The sequence below is a fragment of the Arthrobacter rhizosphaerae genome, from assembly GCF_023062595.1.
In the GTDB taxonomy this organism is placed as follows: domain Bacteria; phylum Actinomycetota; class Actinomycetes; order Actinomycetales; family Micrococcaceae; genus Arthrobacter; species Arthrobacter rhizosphaerae.
The window spans coordinates 157,226-174,404 of sequence record NZ_JALLAN010000005.1 but is presented as its reverse complement, the minus strand read 5'-3'; the positions used below and the strand labels follow the sequence as shown (position 1 = coordinate 174,404).

20 protein-coding genes, 1 other RNA gene and 1 riboswitch are annotated in these 17,179 nt (G+C 61.5%); of the genes, 10 read left to right on the top strand and 11 right to left on the bottom strand.

The window, feature by feature from the left end; all coding sequences use genetic code 11:
- Positions 1-176 precede the first annotated feature (176 nt).
- The 10 genes from MU551_RS08940 (at position 177) to MU551_RS08895 (ending at position 8,653) form a co-directional block, all read left to right on the top strand.
- On the top strand, positions 177-725 hold the full coding sequence (locus tag MU551_RS08940) for a DoxX family protein (protein WP_247042744.1): 549 nt from the start codon (positions 177-179) through the stop codon (positions 723-725).
- 6 nt (positions 726-731) lie between these two features.
- Positions 732-2,156 (top strand): 3-phosphoshikimate 1-carboxyvinyltransferase, encoded by a 1,425-nt coding sequence (aroA, locus tag MU551_RS08935; RefSeq protein WP_247042742.1) that lies wholly within the window; start codon positions 732-734, stop codon positions 2,154-2,156.
- Positions 2,140-3,255, top strand: a complete 1,116-nt coding sequence (gene rsgA, locus MU551_RS08930) for a ribosome small subunit-dependent GTPase A (RefSeq protein ID WP_247042735.1) — start codon at positions 2,140-2,142, stop codon at positions 3,253-3,255. The genes aroA and rsgA overlap by 17 nt, the downstream gene beginning before the upstream one ends.
- 78 nt (positions 3,256-3,333) lie before the next feature.
- Positions 3,334-4,146 (top strand): histidinol-phosphatase, encoded by an 813-nt coding sequence (hisN, locus tag MU551_RS08925; RefSeq protein ID WP_247042733.1) that lies wholly within the window; start codon positions 3,334-3,336, stop codon positions 4,144-4,146.
- 162 nt (positions 4,147-4,308) lie between these two features.
- Positions 4,309-4,422, top strand: a riboswitch (SAM riboswitch).
- Between the two features lie 33 nt (positions 4,423-4,455).
- Complete coding sequence (locus MU551_RS08920; RefSeq protein WP_247042731.1) at positions 4,456-5,877, top strand: aminotransferase class V-fold PLP-dependent enzyme; 1,422 nt, start codon at positions 4,456-4,458, stop codon at positions 5,875-5,877.
- Positions 5,878-5,935: 58 nt separating this feature from the next.
- The gene (locus tag MU551_RS08915) at positions 5,936-6,694 is read left to right on the top strand and encodes a class I SAM-dependent methyltransferase (RefSeq protein WP_247042730.1); all 759 of its coding nucleotides are present in this window, start codon (positions 5,936-5,938) and stop codon (positions 6,692-6,694) included.
- A gap of 31 nt (positions 6,695-6,725) precedes the next feature.
- Complete coding sequence (locus tag MU551_RS08910) at positions 6,726-7,439, top strand: metal-dependent transcriptional regulator (RefSeq protein WP_247042727.1); 714 nt, start codon at positions 6,726-6,728, stop codon at positions 7,437-7,439.
- Positions 7,440-7,874 carry a fluoride efflux transporter FluC gene (locus MU551_RS08905; protein WP_247042726.1) on the top strand — a complete coding sequence of 145 codons (435 nt, stop codon included), beginning with the start codon at positions 7,440-7,442 and terminating at the stop codon, positions 7,872-7,874.
- Positions 7,871-8,242 (top strand): fluoride efflux transporter FluC, encoded by a 372-nt coding sequence (locus MU551_RS08900; RefSeq protein ID WP_247042722.1) that lies wholly within the window; start codon positions 7,871-7,873, stop codon positions 8,240-8,242. Before MU551_RS08905 ends, MU551_RS08900 begins: the two co-directional genes overlap by 4 nt.
- Before the next feature lie 42 nt (positions 8,243-8,284).
- Positions 8,285-8,653, top strand: coding sequence for a hypothetical protein (locus MU551_RS08895; protein ID WP_247042720.1), 369 nt, complete (start codon positions 8,285-8,287; stop codon positions 8,651-8,653).
- A 12-nt stretch (positions 8,654-8,665) separates the two neighbouring features.
- Here the strand turns inward: MU551_RS08895 and MU551_RS08890 are convergent, their stop codons facing one another.
- The 11 genes from MU551_RS08890 to MU551_RS08840 form a co-directional block, all read right to left on the bottom strand.
- Positions 8,666-9,652: a S1C family serine protease gene (locus MU551_RS08890; RefSeq protein WP_247042718.1), complete on the bottom strand. Its 987-nt coding sequence runs from the start codon at positions 9,650-9,652 to the stop codon at positions 8,666-8,668.
- A gap of 229 nt (positions 9,653-9,881) precedes the next feature.
- Positions 9,882-10,250, bottom strand: a transfer-messenger RNA (tmRNA) gene (ssrA, locus tag MU551_RS08885).
- A 146-nt stretch (positions 10,251-10,396) separates the two neighbouring features.
- On the bottom strand, positions 10,397-10,867 hold the full coding sequence (gene smpB, locus MU551_RS08880; RefSeq protein ID WP_247042716.1) for an SsrA-binding protein SmpB: 471 nt from the start codon (positions 10,865-10,867) through the stop codon (positions 10,397-10,399).
- Positions 10,868-11,005: 138 nt separating this feature from the next.
- Positions 11,006-12,391, bottom strand: coding sequence for a peptidoglycan DD-metalloendopeptidase family protein (locus MU551_RS08875; protein WP_247042714.1), 1,386 nt, complete (start codon positions 12,389-12,391; stop codon positions 11,006-11,008).
- A gap of 26 nt (positions 12,392-12,417) precedes the next feature.
- Positions 12,418-13,329: a permease-like cell division protein FtsX gene (gene ftsX / locus MU551_RS08870; RefSeq protein WP_247042706.1), complete on the bottom strand. Its 912-nt coding sequence runs from the start codon at positions 13,327-13,329 to the stop codon at positions 12,418-12,420.
- Positions 13,326-14,123, bottom strand: coding sequence for a cell division ATP-binding protein FtsE (gene ftsE, locus MU551_RS08865; protein WP_247042700.1), 798 nt, complete (start codon positions 14,121-14,123; stop codon positions 13,326-13,328). The genes ftsX and ftsE overlap by 4 nt, the downstream gene beginning before the upstream one ends.
- Positions 14,124-14,310: 187 nt before the next feature.
- Positions 14,311-15,426 (bottom strand): peptide chain release factor 2, encoded by a 1,116-nt coding sequence (gene prfB, locus MU551_RS08860; protein WP_247042698.1) that lies wholly within the window; start codon positions 15,424-15,426, stop codon positions 14,311-14,313.
- Positions 15,427-15,490: 64 nt separating this feature from the next.
- On the bottom strand, positions 15,491-15,970 hold the full coding sequence (locus MU551_RS08855; RefSeq protein ID WP_247042696.1) for a pilus assembly protein TadG-related protein: 480 nt from the start codon (positions 15,968-15,970) through the stop codon (positions 15,491-15,493).
- On the bottom strand, positions 15,967-16,428 hold the full coding sequence (locus MU551_RS08850; protein ID WP_247043162.1) for a hypothetical protein: 462 nt from the start codon (positions 16,426-16,428) through the stop codon (positions 15,967-15,969). The genes MU551_RS08855 and MU551_RS08850 overlap by 4 nt, the downstream gene beginning before the upstream one ends.
- Positions 16,429-16,486: 58 nt before the next feature.
- A complete protein-coding gene (locus MU551_RS08845; protein ID WP_247043161.1) occupies positions 16,487-16,831 on the bottom strand; it encodes a TadE family protein in 345 nt (114 codons plus the stop codon).
- Between the two features lie 104 nt (positions 16,832-16,935).
- Positions 16,936-17,154, bottom strand: a complete 219-nt coding sequence (locus MU551_RS08840) for a hypothetical protein (RefSeq protein WP_372489833.1) — start codon at positions 17,152-17,154, stop codon at positions 16,936-16,938.
- Between the last annotated feature and the right edge of the window lie 25 nt (positions 17,155-17,179).

Genomic DNA, 17,179 nt, shown 5'->3' with positions numbered 1-17,179 from the left:
CTGCGGGACGTCCCTGCTTCCGGTCAGACCGCCAGACCATCAAGCCGCGCCTGGCCGGAGTGACCCGGGCCTGCATTTCACAACGACAGGTGGCAGGCAAATATTCCACAAAAGTGCAAGACTAGAACCGGTTCCCCCGCGGAGATTGCGCGGCTCGTCCATCCAGGAGGAAATTCATGTCCTTTGTCCGTTTTCTCGCCCGGCCCATGCTGGCATCCAGTTTTGTCCTTGCTGGCGTGGATAAGCTCAAGAACGCGGACGATACTGCCGCACAGTTGTCTCCCCTGCTACGGCGCGCTTCTGAATCCCTCCCCTTCCCCGCGGACGAAAAACTCCTGGCCCGACTCATCGGCGGTACCCAGATCGGAGCAGGGCTCTGCTTCGCCCTCGGAAAGTCGGCACGGATGGCGGCCGGCGTCCTGGCTGTCATTTCTGCCTTGAACGCCTTCGTGGAATGGCGCAGTGCCGACATCAGTACCAAGGAAGGCCGCCAGACACGCCGCAATCAGTTGCTGAAGAACATGACGTTGACCGGAGGGGTCCTCTTGGCTTCAGTGGACACCGCGGGCAAGCCGAGCCTGGCGTGGCGTGCCGAACATCTGGCCGCAGATGCGCGGAAAAGCGCAGGACATCTGGCCGCAGACGTCAAGAAAAGCACAGGCAAGCAGCTGAAGCGTGCAGACAAAACCGTCCGCAAGGCCGTTGACCATGCAGTGGGGGCATAAAGCCGTATGACTGGAACCACCTCAGCCACGCACGCAGCACCCCTTTCGGCTGAGCCCGGCCAGCACTGGCCGGCGCCCTACGCAGCCCGTCCTGTTAACGCCACTGTGGCGGTTCCAGGATCAAAATCCCTGACCAACAGGTACCTTGTCCTGGCGGCGCTTGCGGATGGGCCTTCACGGCTCCGCGCCCCTCTCCACTCTCGCGATTCCGCGTTGATGATCCAGGCGCTGCGCCAACTGGGAGCGACGATTACCGAGGTCCCCGGCGACAGCGTGTTCGGACCCGACCTTGAGGTGTCGCCCATCACCGGATCCGACGCTGCCGTGGAAGCGTCGATAGATTGCGGCCTGGCGGGTACAGTGATGCGTTTTGTTCCTCCGCTCGCAGCGCTGCGCAACGGCGGCACACTCTTCGACGGCGATCCGCACGCACGGTTGCGTCCCATGGGCACAATCATCACGGCTCTTACCTCACTCGGAGTGACAGTCAGCGGAGAAGCAGAGGGCCCGACGTCGTCCCTGCCGTTTAAGGTTGAAGGAACCGGTCAGGTTCGCGGCGGGCACCTGGTCATTGATGCCAGCGCCTCATCGCAGTTTGTATCTGCCCTGCTGCTGGTGGGAGCGCGCTTTACCGAAGGCCTGCACCTGGAACACGTCGGCCCGCCTGTCCCCAGCCTTGACCACATCAATATGACGGTGGCGGCACTTCGCGGCGTTGGCGTCTCCGTAGACGATTCCCGACCCCATCACTGGGTGGTCTCCCCCGGCCCCATCAGTGCCTTCGACCAGCGGATCGAACAGGACCTGTCCAACGCCGGGCCTTTCCTCGCGGCCGCCGTCGCCACGGGTGGAACGGTACGGATTCCCAACTGGCCTGAAGGCACCACGCAGGTTGGCGATATGTGGCGCAGCATCCTCCCGGCATTCGGGGCGACTGTCAGTCTCGAGGACGGAACCTTGACCGTCACCGGCGGGACGGAGATCAACGGCGTCGAATTCAGCGACACGAGCGAACTTGCCCCGACAGTTGCAGCGCTGTGCGCACTTGCGACGGGTCCGTCCAGGCTCAGCGGCATCGCTCACCTGCGGGGCCATGAAACGGATCGCCTTGCTGCCCTGGTCAGCGAGATTAACCGCCTTGGTGGGGACGTAGAGGAAACACCGGACGGTCTGCTCATCCGGCCCGTCCCGCTCCATCCGGGTGTCTTCCACAGTTACGCTGACCACCGCATGGCGACGGCCGGGGCAATTTTGGGCCTCGCAGTACGTGGTGTGGAAGTCGAAGATATAGCCACCACGGCAAAGACCATGCCTGAATTTCCGCAGATGTGGACCGATATGCTGGCACAGGGACCTGACTCCGGCTCCGGCGCGAGCCGTCGACCACGGCACGCCCGAGAAGAGGCTTCCAACGGTGGCACGCAGCACTGAGTCCTGGGATGAGTCCGATGTCCGGATCCGTCCGTCCAAAAAGGGCTCCCGCCCCCGCACCAAGGACCGTCCCAGCCACGACGACGCCGTGACCGGGAGGATCATCACTGTAGACCGGGGCAGGTACACGGCAGTCGTGGGCGAAGATTCCGGGGATGAACGGACAGTGGTGGCCGCCCGCGCCAGGGAGCTTCGCCGCTCCCCGGTGGTGGCTGGCGACTTTGTCTCCCTCGTGGGAGACGTTTCAGGAGAGCCGGATACGCTTGCACGACTCGTCAGGATTCAAGACCGCAAAACCCTGCTGCGCCGGAGTGCGGACGACACCGATCCTATTGAGCGCGCCGTGGTGGCCAATGCGGATCAGCTTGTCATCGTGGTTGCAGCGGCCAATCCGGAGCCGCGGACTGGTTTCATTGATCGCGCGCTCGTTGCAGCGTACGACGCCGGCATCGACCCCCTGCTGCTGGTAACCAAGGCGGACGTCAAGGACCCGGCAGAACTGCTGGCCAACTACCGCCATCTGGATTTTCCCGTCATTATCAGTCGAACCGCGGACTCAGCGGCCTCAGGTATTGATGCCCGCTCGGATGATGGACTGTCGGCCCGGCTGGACCGCGAAGCAGTCGCGCAGCTGCGCCATCACCTTGATGGCAAGGTCACCGTTATGCTCGGTCACTCGGGCGTCGGCAAGTCCACGATGGTGAACGCCCTCACCGGCGCTGAGCGGGCGACGGGAGGAGTGAATGCGGTGACGGGCCGCGGCCGCCACACGTCGTCGTCGGCCCTTGCCTTGAAAGTCACCGGCGCTCCCACGGGGAGCTGGATCATCGACACACCCGGAATCCGGTCCTTCGGCCTCGCCCACGTGGATCCGGACAGGATCCTGCACTCCTTCCCGGACCTAGAGCCTGGGACCGAGGCTTGTGAACGCGGCTGCAAGCACGACACCACAGCCGTCAACTGCGGAGTGGATGCCTGGGTGGCCGAAGGGCATGCCGGTGCTTCGGGCGCCGCACGGCTCGCTTCGCTCCGACGCCTCCTCGGCACAGATCCGCGCATGGAAGCCCAAGAGACCAAGGAGCTCGGCAGCGTCTCCTAAGGACCCGCTGCGGTCATATTGGCGGCGTTGCCACACGGCTTCCCGGCCTGAAGGCCGCCGAGACGGTAGTTTGGAACCATGACCCAACCCGCTTCGAGCTACAACGATGACCTGCGCCTCGCCCACGTCCTGGCAGACTCCGTGGACGACCAGACCATGAGCCGCTTTAAGGCGCTTGACCTTCAGATCGAAACGAAGCCTGATCTGACACCGGTTACAGACGCTGACAAGGCTGCCGAGGAATCCATCCGAGGACAGCTGTCCCGCTCGCGCCCCCGTGACGCCGTCCTCGGTGAGGAGTTCGGAAGCTCAGGGCACGGTTCCCGTCGCTGGATCATCGATCCCATCGACGGAACCAAAAACTTCGTTAGAGGTGTGCCGGTGTGGGCCACCCTCATCGCCCTCGTGGATGAAGGCGAACCCGTCGTTGGCCTTGTCAGTGCGCCCGCGCTGGGCAAACGTTGGTGGGCGGCCAAAGGTGCCGGGGCATACATGGGCCGGTCCCTGGCTGCGGCCACCAGGCTGCGGGTCTCAAACGTTTCGGAACTCTCGGACGCTTCGTTGTCCTACTCCAGCCTTGGTGGCTGGAAGGAGCGTGGGAACCTCAATGAGTTCCTGGGACTGACTGAAGAGGTCTGGAGGACGCGGGCATACGGAGATTTCTGGTCCTATTGCCTCGTTGCAGAGGGGGCAGTGGATATAGCCTGCGAACCCGAACTGAATCTTTACGACATGGCAGCGCTGGTTCCCATCGTGACCGAGGCGGGCGGACGGTTCACGTCGCTGGAGGGGGCCGACGGTCCCTTCGGAGGCAATGCCCTGGCAACCAACTCGATCCTCCACTCCGAAGTGCTCAAGCGGCTCAACCCCGATTTGGACGACCTCTTGTAGGCTAAGCCAGCTGACGAATTATTGACGGCGGAACATCCCACCACGGGTGTTCCGCCGTCGTTTTGTTCGACCAAACGGCCTTTTCTCTACCCGCCGTAACAATCGGCTTAACATTCGGATCAACTTTTTCATGACTCACTGAATGTCTTAAGCTCGATAACAGGTCACGAGTGCCAGCGCTAAACCCCGGTTTGCTGGCCGGCAACCCTCCATTCGCGGTGGGGTGCCCCGGGTGACGACCAGGCCGGTCCGGAACGGACCCGGCAAGCGCGGATCCCTGCTAAGGGGTCCTGTCCCAGTGAGGTCCTCTTGACTACTGCCATTTACTCCCCCGATGCCGCCCCTGACGCTTCTTTTGGCGAACCGCACGCCGGCCTCTCCGTTTCCCGTCGTCCGCTTGCAGCCGTTACGGGTGCGGAAATCCAGGCACCCCTCATCCAGGGCGGACACATCCGCTACGCCAACCTCGACTATGGCGCGTCGGCTCCGGCTCTCTCGGTTGTCTCGGCCTACCTGAACGAGATCCTGCCGTATTACGCGAGTGTCCACCGCGGCGCTGGTTACGCCTCACAGATCAGCACCTCCGTTTATGAGAACTCACGCAGCATTGTGCGCGACTTCGTAGGCGGCCGCTCCGACGATTCCGTGATTTTTACGCGCAACACCACTGATTCCCTGAATCTCCTGGCCGGATGCCTCCCCGTAGCAGCTGGCCAGCACATCGGTGAGGTGCTGTACCTCGACATCGAACACCACGCCAACCTTCTGCCGTGGCAGGGAGTCCCGCACCGCAGTGTCGTCGCAGAGGGCACCCTCGCCGGCACCATCGCGAACCTTCGCGCAGAGCTGGAGCAAGGTGATATCAGCCTGCTTGCCGTCACCGGAGCTTCAAACGTCACCGGTGAAATCCTGCCCATTCGCGAACTGGCCGCGCTGGCGCACGAATTCGGCGCCCGGATCGTCGTTGACGCAGCCCAGCTTGCTCCGCACCGCCGCATCAACATCGCAGCGGACGACGTCGATTACCTCGCCTTTTCGGGTCACAAGCTCTATGCGCCGTTTGGTTCCGGCGTTCTGGTGGGCCGCCCTGACTGGCTCGACGCCGGCACACCCCACCTCGCCGGCGGCGGCGCGGTCCGCGAAGCCAGGCTGGACAGCGTCAGCTGGACAACTGGCCCGGCGCGCCATGAGGGCGGCTCCCCGAACGTTCTGGGCGCCGCGACGCTTGCCAGGGCCACCCAGGTCATTGCTGCTCTGGACCAGGACCTGTGGCACGCCCACGAGTCCGCCATCCGCTCCTTCCTGGTCGAAGGGTTGCAGAAAATTGAAGGCGTCACCGTTCACCAGATCTTCAGTGACACCGATTCCTCCACGGGCACCATCGGGGTCGTGAACTTCTCGGTGGAGGGCTACGACGCGGGCCTTGTGGCGGCGTACTTGTCCGCGGAGCACGGCGTCGGGCTCCGCGACGGCCGTTTCTGCGCCCATCCGCTCCTCAAACGTCTGGGCCTGCCCTCAGGATCGTTGCGGGCGAGCTTCGGCTTGGGCTCCCGTCTCGAGGATGCCCAGCGTCTGCTGGCGGGCATCGAGGAGCTTCGTCGTACGGGCCTCGGCTGGGACTACGTAGTGGATGCCGGACGCTGGGTGCCGGCAAACGACACCCGCACCTACCCGGAATGGGCACCAAACACTCCGGGGACCGCCGGAGCCGCGCCCTGCACGGAAGACTGACCGGCGCTGAAGAGGTAAATTCAAGGGGTAACCAACAGCCGGCCAGAGGAGAGTACGCGTGGCGCGGGGAGGCCCCAAACTTCATCAGCAACGCCGCCGCGAACTGGGAATGGCTTTCCAGGACGGCGGCGAGCACTATGACCGTGTCCGCCCGGATTACCCTCTCGACTCCGTGGACTGGCTGGTGCCGGCCACGGCGCGTGACGTTGCCGACGTCGGGGCCGGAACGGGGAAGTACACCGCGCTGCTGGTCCAACGCGGGCTGCAGGTGACCGCCGTCGATCCTTCCCCGGACATGCTTGAGCAGCTGCGCACGGCGCTGCCGGGAGTCACTGCAATTGAGGCCGCCGCGGAGTCCACCGGCCTCGGGGACGCCGCGTTCGACGTCGTAACTGTCGCCCAGGCATGGCACTGGTGCGATCCCCTGCGCGCCAGCACAGAGGCTGCCCGGATCCTCCGTCCGGAGGGAGTGCTGGGGCTCATCTGGAACCAACTGGACACCTCAGTGCCTTGGGTGCACAGGCTTTCCCGCATCATGCATGCCGGCGACGTCCTCAAACCGCACTTTCGGCCCGTGGTGGGGCCCGAATTCGTCGGGCTGGAAAGCCATCTCACGCGCTGGGAAGACCGGCTGACGCCCGAAGACATCCTCGAACTCACCAAGTCCCGCAGCTATTACCTTGCCGCCTCGAGTGCTGTCCGTGCGAAAGTCACAGCAAATCTCGAGTGGTACCTTCATGAGCACCTGGGCCACCGCCCTGGCGCGGCCGTCGGTCTCCCCTATCTGACCCAGTCCTGGAAGGCTTTTAAGGCGTGAGGCTAGGGGACATAGCGGTAGGCTTGGTTCCGTGAAGACCAGCGCGCCATCCTCCTCCATCGAGGACTACGTCAAGGTCATCTACTCCTTTACGGAGTGGCAGGACAAGCCCATCACTTCCTCGCAACTGGCCCAGCGCCTGGGCGTTGCAAACTCCTCCGTTTCGGAGATGGTCCGGAAGCTCAAGGAACAAGGGCTGGTTGACCATAAGCCCTATAGCGCCATCACCTTGACAGACGATGGGATCCGCCTGGCCCTTTCCATGGTCCGGCGGCACCGGCTGATCGAAACCTACCTCGTGCAGGAGCTGGGCTACAGCTGGGACGAAGTCCATGATGAAGCGGAGCACCTGGAACACGCGGTTTCGGACACCTTTATCGAGCGCATGGCCGAGAAGTTAGGGAACCCGCTCCGCGATCCCCACGGAGATCCCATTCCCGCTGCGGACGGTTCGGTCAAAATGCCGCCAGCCCACCGGCTGAGTGAGCTGGACGAGGGCCACACCGGGAAAATTACCAGGATCAGCGATGAAAACCCTGACCTCCTGCGCTATCTCTCTGCTGAGGAGATTGATCTTGACGCCAACGTCGAAGTAGTCGGCCGGAAACCCTTCGGCGGGCCGCTCGTCGTGAGGATAGGTTCCGGTGACGTGCGCCGCGAGTTTGACCTCGCCGACGAAATCACCTCGGCCCTGTGGGTCCACAGCGAGACCGCTCACGCCGGCTGCCGGCTCCCGGTCCTCTGAATGGGTTCCTATTGGATAAACGCCCTCAAGGCTCCGGGTTGGAAAGCATGGCTCGCAGTCGCTGTCGGAGGCCTGGCAGGAACTGAACTCCGGTACGGGCTGGGTCTGCTGTTCCCCGAGCACCCGGGATCCCTTCCTTGGACAACCCTGGCCATCAATGTAGGCGGCAGCTTTATCCTGGCCCTCCTGACTACATTGTGGATAGCCCGTCCGCGGACATCTTTTTGGCTCAGGGCAGGGCTAGGTCCGGGCATCCTGGGTTCCTTCACCACGTTCTCCGCTGTTGTTTTCGCCCTCGACAGGCAGATCCGCGACGGGCAGCATTCACTGTGGGTTCTCTACCTCGGGCTGTCCCTTATCCTCGGGCTTGGCGCCGCCGCGGCCGGATGGAAGGCCGGTAAGGCCGCCGCTGACTTCACCGGAGGGGCGCAATGACCGCTGCGCTGCTCGTTGGGTTTTTCGGTGTAGCGGGCGCCCTTCTCCGCTTCGCTGTTGACACTTTGTTTGCCCACCGCGCCGCTTCCCGCTCCCATTGGCCCTGGGCTACCTTCCTGGTAAATGTGACGGGCTCCCTCATCATCGGCCTGTCCCTGGGAATCAGCGGCCGGCTGGGGTTGGGTCCCGAGCTGCAGACAGGCTTGGCCACTGGCCTTGCAGGGGGCTTGACCACTTTCAGTTCATGGACGACGGCGACCGTCCGGTTGGTGAGCGAACAGCGCTTTGGAGCTGCTTTCCTGAACATAACCGCCAATCTGCTCGCCGGACTGGCTGCTGCCGGGGTCGGGATTGTCCTGGCTGGCTGAGAAGTGATCGGGACACCCCGGACTCACGTAAAGTTGACTGTGATGATGAGCAGACGCGACGCCGCAATAGCCCTGGACGTTCCCCTTGAAATGGCCCAGCGCCACGGCATTCCCTCCCGGCTTTCGGAGGCGGAGCTGCGTGAAATACTCGACAACCCGCCGCCGTGGCTGGTGCAATCCCGAGCCAACCGAACAGGAAAGCGGCCGGTGTGGGTTCATCTTCAGTGCGATGTCTGTGGATATTCCGAGGCCGCGCGGCCCAAGAAATGGTGGCCGGACTTCACATACGTCAGCTGCGCCCACCACAGCCCGGGTGAGGTGCCGCCACCCGCGCCCGGTTTCGTAAGGAGCGAGTTCGATGGCATCGGGACGCGCTTCGTCGGCATTGCCGACGTCAACCCGTCTGAATAGAACCGAACGGCATCAGCCGGCGTCGGTCATTTCCTCTGGCACCGCAACGAGATGCTGTTCCCTTCCATCCCGGAGTACCACCAGGTCCAGCGGCGCCCCGATCGCCTCAGCAAACATCAGCTTTTGAAGGCTTTCGGCATTGGACACAGACTTCTTGCCCACACTGAGGAGCACGTCAGAGGGCTGCACCCCCGCGCGTTCGGCCGGTGAGTCCGGGAGTACTTCGACGATTCGCAAGCCTTCCCGTTTACCGGTCCTCATGACCGCGCTCACGGGAAGCTGTACGGGCGTGCTGACCAGGCCCAGGTATGCGCGGCGAACCCGGCCATCCGTGAGCAGGGACGAAATGATGCGCCGGGACGTGGCGTTGATCGGGATCGCCAGTCCCAGGCCCGCACCGGCTACGGCGGTATTGATGCCCACAATCCTGCTGTGCGCGTCAGCCAGCGCGCCTCCCGAACTTCCGGAGTTGAGTGCGGCATCTGTCTGAATGACATCTTCAATCACTCGGCGGTTGCGCCCCGCCCAGATGGGTATGGACCGTCCCAGTCCGCTCACGACCCCTGCAGTCACGGAGCCTGCCAAACCCAACGGGTTTCCGACAGCCACTACGAGCTGTCCGACCTTCAAGGTCTCTGCATCCCCGAAATCCGCCGGTGGAGCGGCCGGCGCCCTGCCTCTCACGATGGCGAGGTCGGAGAGACGGTCTGCTCCCACTATTTCGATCTCCGTTTTGCTGCCATCCGTAAAGACTGCCTGGCCAGTCTGCGTGCCGCTGACCACATGGGCATTGGTTAGCAAATACCCGTCCGAGGTGAAGAGGACTGCAGAACCGGCACCGACCCGGAACCTGCCGGATCTTCCTTTACCTGTCATTTCAATGGCGGCCACATGGGGTGTCACTGTCTCTGCCACGCGGATCACAGTGGCGGAGTAGGAATCGAGCGGATCCTCCGATCCCTCGCCCGTGTCCGGATTTGGATGGATAACCGATGCCACAGCGCACCTCCCTAAGACTCGCCTTATCTAATTCAACGACGATCAGGGCTTGCGTAGTCCAGCCCGTTCTACGCCCAAAGTGAAACTCTCCGAAGTGGGCGCTCTCACCGGCGCGCGACCATCCGCAGCATGTATGTCTGCTATCCGGGCAAACAAAAACACCCCGGTCCGAAGACCGGGGTGTTAGCGATGACCCGACGTCCGTAAAGAACGTCTCGACTCATCACATATGTGGAGATGGGGGGAATTGAACCCCCGTCCGATGTCGTGTTGTCAGGGCTTCTCCGGGCGCAGTTTGCGGCGGATTTTCTCGGCCCCAGCTCTCTTGCAAACAAGTAGCTGATCCGGGCCCAGTCATCTAAGAGTCCCGTTTACCCCGATGACGGAGGCAAACAGCAGTGGCTATCTAAATGACGCCAGCATCCGGGGCAATAGCAACCTCGGGCTGACGGACTGTCTTACTGCTTAGGCAGCAAGAGCGAAGTCAGTGCGTTTTGATTCGGCACTTATTGGTTTGCAGACAGCGTTTACGAGATAATTCTGCATCCTCGGCCCGCTTCACCTGTCGCGACTAACATCGTCGAAACCGATCATCCCCATATTTTGTTTTCAAACCCGGTCAGGTTCTTCGCGGAATCCGCTCCGATCTTCCCGGACTACCAATAGTAACGCACCTTTCGTCCGAATGATTCCCGACGGCGGTGCAACGCACCACTGCCTCGGACGAAGCATCCAAGACCAGGACTAGCGGCGGTTCCTGGAGCGCATTTCCCGCAGTGCCTCACGCGTGTCCTGCTGTTCGCGGAGGGTCTGACGCTTGTCGTATTCCTTTTTACCCTTGGCGATAGCAATCTCCACCTTTGCCCGGCCGTCCAGGAAGTACAGCTGGAGCGGCACAATGGTGAACCCCGACTCGCGGATCTTGTGGGAGATCTTGACGAGTTCCTCGCGATGCAACAGGAGCTTACGGCGCCTGCGCGCGGCATGGTTGGTCCAGCTGCCCTGGTGGTACTCCGGGATGTGGATGCCCTCCATCCAGAGTTCGTCGTTATAGAACGTACAGAACCCGTCCACCATGGAGGCATGGCCCTCCCGTAGGGACTTAACCTCTGTTCCCATCAGGGCAATCCCGGCCTCATAGGTATCCAGGACATGGTAATCGTGCCGGGCCTTGCGGTTGGTGGCCACTATCTTGCGGCCACTTTCTTTAGGCACGGTAGAACTCCTCAGATCTAGTATTTTGCACAAACTTCACGGGGTGGGCTGCGGCCCGGGCACCGGCTGCGTAGCGGGCGTGAAGTCCTTCCAGTGTACGGCAGAGCGGACGGGCATTTCAGGTGACGGGATTTGAGCCTAGAGCAGGTTCATGGGGTCCACTGCTGCGCCGTTCAACCACGTTTCGAAGTGCGAATGGCAGCCGGTTGAATTGCCTGTGGTGCCCGAGTAAGCAATGAGCTGACCCTGGCTGACTTGCTGGCCTTCTGACACAACCACGCTGCTGTTGTGGTAATAGATCGTTGTTAGTGAGTTGCCCTGCACCACACCATGCGAAATCTTGACGTGATTGCCGCCGCCGTCGTTTCCCCAGCCGGCTGCAAAAACTGTACCGCCAGCCGCTGCGTACACGGGGGTGCCGCAGCCGGCCCCGAAGTCGATTCCGGTGTGCATATAGCCGCCGGTTCCGTAGAAGTCGACCGTTCCAGGAGGAGTGGCCCGCCAACCAAATCCTGAGGTGATGGGTACTCCCCCGGAGAAAGGAGACCTGAGACCAAAGGCTGACGGTGATCCCTGGACGGGGACGTAGGGCTGGACTACCTGACCCTGGGCCCGCGCAGCAGCGGCAGCGGCTTCGGCGATCCGGCGCTGTTCAGCCTCCCAGGCCTCGCGCAGCTTCCGGTCCCGCTCGGCGATTTCGTTGGCTACTGCGTTCTGTTGGGCCTGTACCTTCGACAACTGCTGCTGGATACCTGGCTTTGCCGCCTGCAGCTCAGCATTGAGCCGCGTGGTGTCAGCGATGAGCTTGTCCACCTGTTCCTTCTTGGCGGCAGCCTCGTCACGGGCAGCTTTTTCCCGCTCCAGGGCAGCGTCTGCCTTGGCTTTAAGATCTTTGATCTCAGCTTCGACCGCTTGCAGGCGCGCTTGCGAATTCACGTTGGTGGCGTTCTGCTGGCTGAGCTTGTCCATAGCGGAGTTTTGACTCCGCATGGCCTGGTCGGCCAGGTCGATCGTGTCGGTCAGGCTTGTCCCGCTGTTCGCGCCCAACAGCAGGGTGAGGTTTGAGGGCACACCGCCCGATTTATAGGCCTGCGTTGCGATCTGTCCGATGAGCTTCTTTGTGTCGGCGATCTTTTTCTTATCGCTCTCCAGTTGCTCAGTGATCTTCGCCTTGTTTTGCTGGGCGAGATCCACCCTCGCGGCAAGTGCCTCAACCTCTTTTACCGCGCTTGCTACCCTGCCCTGTGCTTCAAGCAAGGCCTGCTGCGCCCCCGGAAGCTGTCCTTGATAAATAACCAGTTCTCCAGCTGCCTGCGCTATGCGCGCGTCAACGAACTCCAGCGATTGTTGAACACGGGCCGCCTCAGCTTCCAACGCTGCCTGCTGGTCCTCAAGGTTGTCAGCCAAGGCTGCGGGTGCAGACGTCGCCAGGCTCGAGCACAGTACCAGGGCCAGGGCAGCGCTTATGACGCGAGCTCGGTATCGGGCCTTGGCCGGGATTGAGATTCTGTTCATTGACGTCATGAGCTTTCCTTTGGAGTACGCACAGCCTAAACGCGCAAATATCTGCGTAGGGTCAAGAGAGACGAAATTCCCGCCAAGATTACACCCAGTGCGAAAAGCGCGGGAACCAGGACAAGGGTCTGACCCGGTGAAATGAAAGGCGTGTCCTGAAATTGCTTTGATAAGTCGCCAAGGAAGAAATAGGAGACGGCCCAAAGCGTCCCGGAAGCCAACGCGGCCCCAATAAGGGCCGCGATGACTCCCTCCAGAATGAAGGGAAGTTGGATGACTGTCTTGGAAGCTCCAACCAACCGCATGATTCCCGTTTCACGGCGACGGCTGAAGGCGGACAGCCTGATAGTGGTGGCGATCAGCAGGATGGCGCAAACGATCATAACGGCCGCGATGACGACGGCAACCACGGATGCCCCGTTCATGACCGAGAAAAGCTGCTCGAGGATCTTACGCTGATCGATGACGCTTTCCACCCCTGGTTGGGAGGCAAATGTCTCGCTGATAATTTGATATTTCTCCGGATCCTTCATATTGATCCGGAAAGACGCAGGAAGCTGGTCTGGAGCCACTGAATCGACGATGGGAGAGTTGGAAAACTGCTCTTTGAAATGCCCGTAGGCGTCTTCTTTAGATTCAAACTGGAATTCATTGATGTACTGGGCTACGGCCGGGGACCGAAGCAAAGCTTCCAGGTTTTTCTGTTGCTCGTCAGTCACTGGACCGGAGGCACAGCCCGCAGCGGCGGAACCCTCGTTACACAGAAAGATGGCCACCTGGACTTTGTCGTACCAGTAGCCCTTCATCTGGTTGATCTGTAGTTGCAGCATGCCTGCGGCGCCAACAAAAGTCAGGGATATGAAGGTCACCAGGATGACAGAAATGACCATCGTGAGGTTACGCCGGAGGCCGCTGCCGATTTCGCTGAGGATGAATGCGAGCCTCACTGCATCGCCTCCCCTGAGGATGTGCCATCCGGGCTTACGCGTCCGGGTCCGGCCAGATCATCAATACCGCTGGCGTCCTTGAGCCGCCGCGATTGCCCGACAATCGGAATCATGGAGGTGTACAACGCCTTGGCCTCATCACGGATCACCACGCCGTTCCGGAGTTCCACCACACGCTTACGCATCTCGTTGACGATGTCGTCATCGTGAGTGGCCATCACTACCGTTGTGCCGTTCTGGTTGATCTTGTCCAGAACTCCCATGATTCCCATGGACGTCGTAGGGTCCAGGTTTCCGGTGGGCTCATCGGCCAGCAGGATCCCTGGGCGATTGACGACGGCGCGGGCGATGGCCACGCGCTGCTGCTCACCGCCGGAGAGTTCGTGGGGCATACGGCGCTCTTTGCCTTCCAGGCCCACAGTCTTGAGCACTTCGGGAACAGTCGCCCTGATGACGCTCCTGCTCTTACCGATGACCTGCATGGCAAACGCCACATTGGCGAAGACGTTCTTCTGGGGCAGAAGCCGGAAATCCTGGAAAACGACACCGATCCCGCGGCGAAGCCGGGGAACGCGCCAGCTGGAGATGTTGGCGACGTTCTGGCCCGCCACGTAGACGGCTCCTGACGTCGCACGGTCCTCTTTGAGGACAAGACGCAGGAACGTCGATTTCCCCGATCCGGAGGCGCCTACCAGGAACGCAAATTCACCGCGGTCGATTTCGAGCGTGATCGAATCCAGCGCGGGTCGCGCCTTTTGGTCGTACACCTTGGTGACATTTTCGAATCGGATCATGGCCCTAATTGCCCCGCAGCGCGTGGGCACACGGCTCACTTCTGCCGCCGGTGCACGGGCTTTCGGTTTGGGGGAAGTAGGGCTCCGGCTTCTCGACTATACGCACGGATATTCTGGAATTCCCGGGAATAGCGGGGCGTGTCGCTCGATTCCGACAAGCGGAGGGCCCCGATTGACGGCGGTTAGCCTACTTTTCTGCGTTGCGGTTGTCGGTACGCCAACGGATGCCGGCGTCAATGAAATCGTCGATCTCGCCGTCGAACACGGCAGAGGTGTTGCCCACCTCGTGCTCGGTCCGGAGGTCTTTGACCATCTGGTACGGGTTCAGGACATAGGAGCGCATCTGATCGCCCCACGAGGCCTTGACGTCGCCGGCGAGGGCCTTCTTTTCCGCATCCTCCTGAACCTTCTTCAAGAGGAGCAGCCGCGACTGCAAAACCCGTAGGGCCGCTGCCCGGTTCTGCAGCTGCGACTTTTCGTTCTGCATGGAAACCACGGTGCCGGTAGGAATGTGAGTGAGCCGAACGGCTGAGTCTGTCGTATTAACTGACTGCCCACCTGGACCAGAGGACCGGAAGACGTCGACGCGGATCTCGTTGTCCGGAATCTCGATCGAATCCGTTTGCTCGATCAGGGGGATGACTTCGACTGCTGCAAAGGAGGTCTGCCGGCGGCCCTGGTTATCGAAGGGACTGATGCGCACCAGCCTGTGTGTGCCGGCCTCCACGCTCAGGGTTCCAAACGCATAGGGAGCCTTCACTTCAAAGGTGGCCGACTTCAGGCCTGCTTCCTCCGCATAGGACGTGTCCATGACTGTCGTGGGGTATCCGTGGCGCTCCGCCCAGCGAAGGTACATGCGAAGGAGCATTTCGGCAAAGTCTGCGGCGTCCACTCCCCCCGCGCCGGAGCGAATGGTGACAACAGCTTCACGTTCGTCGTACTCACCCGAGAGGAGGGTGACCACTTCGAGTTCCTTGAGTGCTTTGCGGATGGATTCGAGTTCGGCGGCGGCTTCACCCATCGAGTCGGCGTCGTCCTCGTCCTGTCCCAGCTCTACCAGGACTTCAAGGTCGTCGATTCTGGAAGCCAGCGAGTTCAACCGTTCCAGCTCGGACTGCCGGTGGGAAAGCTTTGAGGTGATCACCTGGGCTGCAGCGGGATCGTCCCACAGATCAGGCTCACCTGCACGTTCACTGAGTTCAGCGATGTCTTCCTTGAGTGCTTCAATATCCGTGACATTCTCAATGGACGTGTAAATGGCGCGAAGAGCGCGGATTTCTGCAGAAAAATCAATTTGAGCCATGGTTCCTCCAGCCTACGCTATCGGCCTCGTCCACCAGCTTTGTGTTGCCTCAGCTCTGCTCTGCTTACCGGGCCAGTCTTGCCCGTGCAGTGGATTCGGCCTGGATTGCAATGCCATCGGGAACCAGGAAGTTGACTATGGGCGGATGGACAGCAGCACTCAGCACGACGACGGCGGTGGACCCGTCAGCGCTCCCGGTTGGCGGCTCGATGGCAAGACCGTCAAACCGGGTGAAGGCGTCATTTTGTGTCAGGTAGTCCATGACGACAGTCCGCACCCTTCCGCCGTTCAGCACGGCTGACGGCGTTCCCGCTTTGGTTTCCATCTGGCCCAGTGTGTAGCTGTCCGCAGCCGCCACCGAAGCCCCGTCAGCCATGGACAGCAGTTTCTTGTGTTCGATGTAAACGGTGGACACTGCCATGACAACCGAGGTGAGGAGAAGCGCCAGCAGGACGTAGCCGATGGTCAGCACCGTAATTTGACCGTCTTCAGGGTCAGGGGAGACGGGGTGCGTGCACTGGTGCTTCCGGCGCTGCCCATTCATCTGAACCTGCCGACGATTTGGGTAGCAGAGCCACTGAGCTCGCTGACAGTAAGCCCGAGTGAGTCGTTGAAGGGAACAAAAGGCAACGGGACGCTCAAATGGACGGTGACCGTAACGGCAGATCCGGCGGCCGAACAGTCGGCTGGTTGGCAAACAGTTTCCATGTGGGCGTTTGCCGCAGGATGTCCATGATCTGCGAGCGCCAGCATCACCGCTTGCTCAGCGGCAATGCGACCGCTTTCCGGATCAGCCTGCGCGACGAACACTTTCGCGGCCTGGTCTGCAGCACCCACTACGGCGAAGGATCCGCCCTGAATCTGGCCGACCGTGATGATGAAGTAGACCAGGGGCACCATCAGAAGTACGGCGAGGAACGTGAACTCGACCACCGCGCTCCCGCGTTCGGTGTCGTCATTTTGTCCGCCGTCGAGCGCCGAATCTTTAATGCACCAGTCCATGATGTACCGGACCGCACGGTCGCTCCGCCTCAGGAAATTCCGTACGTCATTGCTGGTTTCAGGGCTGCAGGGCTGCATGTCCTTTCACCTCCAGTGCTTCCCGGGGTCCGATCAGACCGATCACCGGAAGTGGTGCCTTGACCGTGACTTCAAGTGTCCGCAGCCCTTGGAAAGTGACTTCTGCCGTCGTCACGTCCTGCGCGAAATCCTCGTTTAATGCGCCCTCGATAAGGCTCCCCGTACGGTTTCGTGCATCATCAGCGTTTCTGTCTGCGAGCGTCCCGTATCTTGCTCCCGACGCGGCCGCATCGATGAGAGTGTTACGAACGTGGAGTATCAGTGCCAGTTGAATGATGGCCAGGAAAAACACCGTCAGCAGTCCACCGACCAGGACGAAATCAATCACAGCAGATCCCCGTTCCCGCCAGGAACTGTCCGCGCTCCTGGTGGCGTCCCCGGGCGGAGCGTCCGCAGGCACCAGGCTCCGCAGCCTCAACCCGGGCATCGCTACTTGGCGACCGTGTCCATCGCCTGATTGAACAGGCCTTCAAGCGCGGGTCCGGCGAGCGCCAAAAGCGCGGCCACCAGGACAGCAGACATGAGTGTGATCATCACCCAACCAGGGACGTCGCCGCGTTCCGGATTGTCCACGGCGGGAACTGACCGACGTCGGGATGGTTTCCGGTTGCTGAAGCCGTAACTTGCCACCAGCAGATTCCGGCGCATTTTATCGAGGCTCATAAGGTTTCCA

Coding starts and splice junctions, on each gene's coding strand:
- prfB (WP_247042698.1), bottom strand. CDS start 15,426: ATGGCTCAAATTGATTTTTCTGCAGAAATCCGCGCTCTTCGCGCCATT.
- MU551_RS08875 (WP_247042714.1), bottom strand. CDS start 12,391: ATGACGTCAATGAACAGAATCTCAATCCCGGCCAAGGCCCGATACCGA.
- MU551_RS08940 (WP_247042744.1), top strand. CDS start 177: ATGTCCTTTGTCCGTTTTCTCGCCCGGCCCATGCTGGCATCCAGTTTT.
- aroA (WP_247042742.1), top strand. CDS start 732: ATGACTGGAACCACCTCAGCCACGCACGCAGCACCCCTTTCGGCTGAG.
- MU551_RS08840 (WP_372489833.1), bottom strand. CDS start 17,154: ATGCGCCGGAATCTGCTGGTGGCAAGTTACGGCTTCAGCAACCGGAAA.
- MU551_RS08905 (WP_247042726.1), top strand. CDS start 7,440: ATGGGTTCCTATTGGATAAACGCCCTCAAGGCTCCGGGTTGGAAAGCA.
- MU551_RS08850 (WP_247043162.1), bottom strand. CDS start 16,428: ATGGACTGGTGCATTAAAGATTCGGCGCTCGACGGCGGACAAAATGAC.
- hisN (WP_247042733.1), top strand. CDS start 3,334: ATGACCCAACCCGCTTCGAGCTACAACGATGACCTGCGCCTCGCCCAC.
- MU551_RS08900 (WP_247042722.1), top strand. CDS start 7,871: ATGACCGCTGCGCTGCTCGTTGGGTTTTTCGGTGTAGCGGGCGCCCTT.
- MU551_RS08855 (WP_247042696.1), bottom strand. CDS start 15,970: ATGAATGGGCAGCGCCGGAAGCACCAGTGCACGCACCCCGTCTCCCCT.
- ftsE (WP_247042700.1), bottom strand. CDS start 14,123: ATGATCCGATTCGAAAATGTCACCAAGGTGTACGACCAAAAGGCGCGA.
- MU551_RS08895 (WP_247042720.1), top strand. CDS start 8,285: ATGATGAGCAGACGCGACGCCGCAATAGCCCTGGACGTTCCCCTTGAA.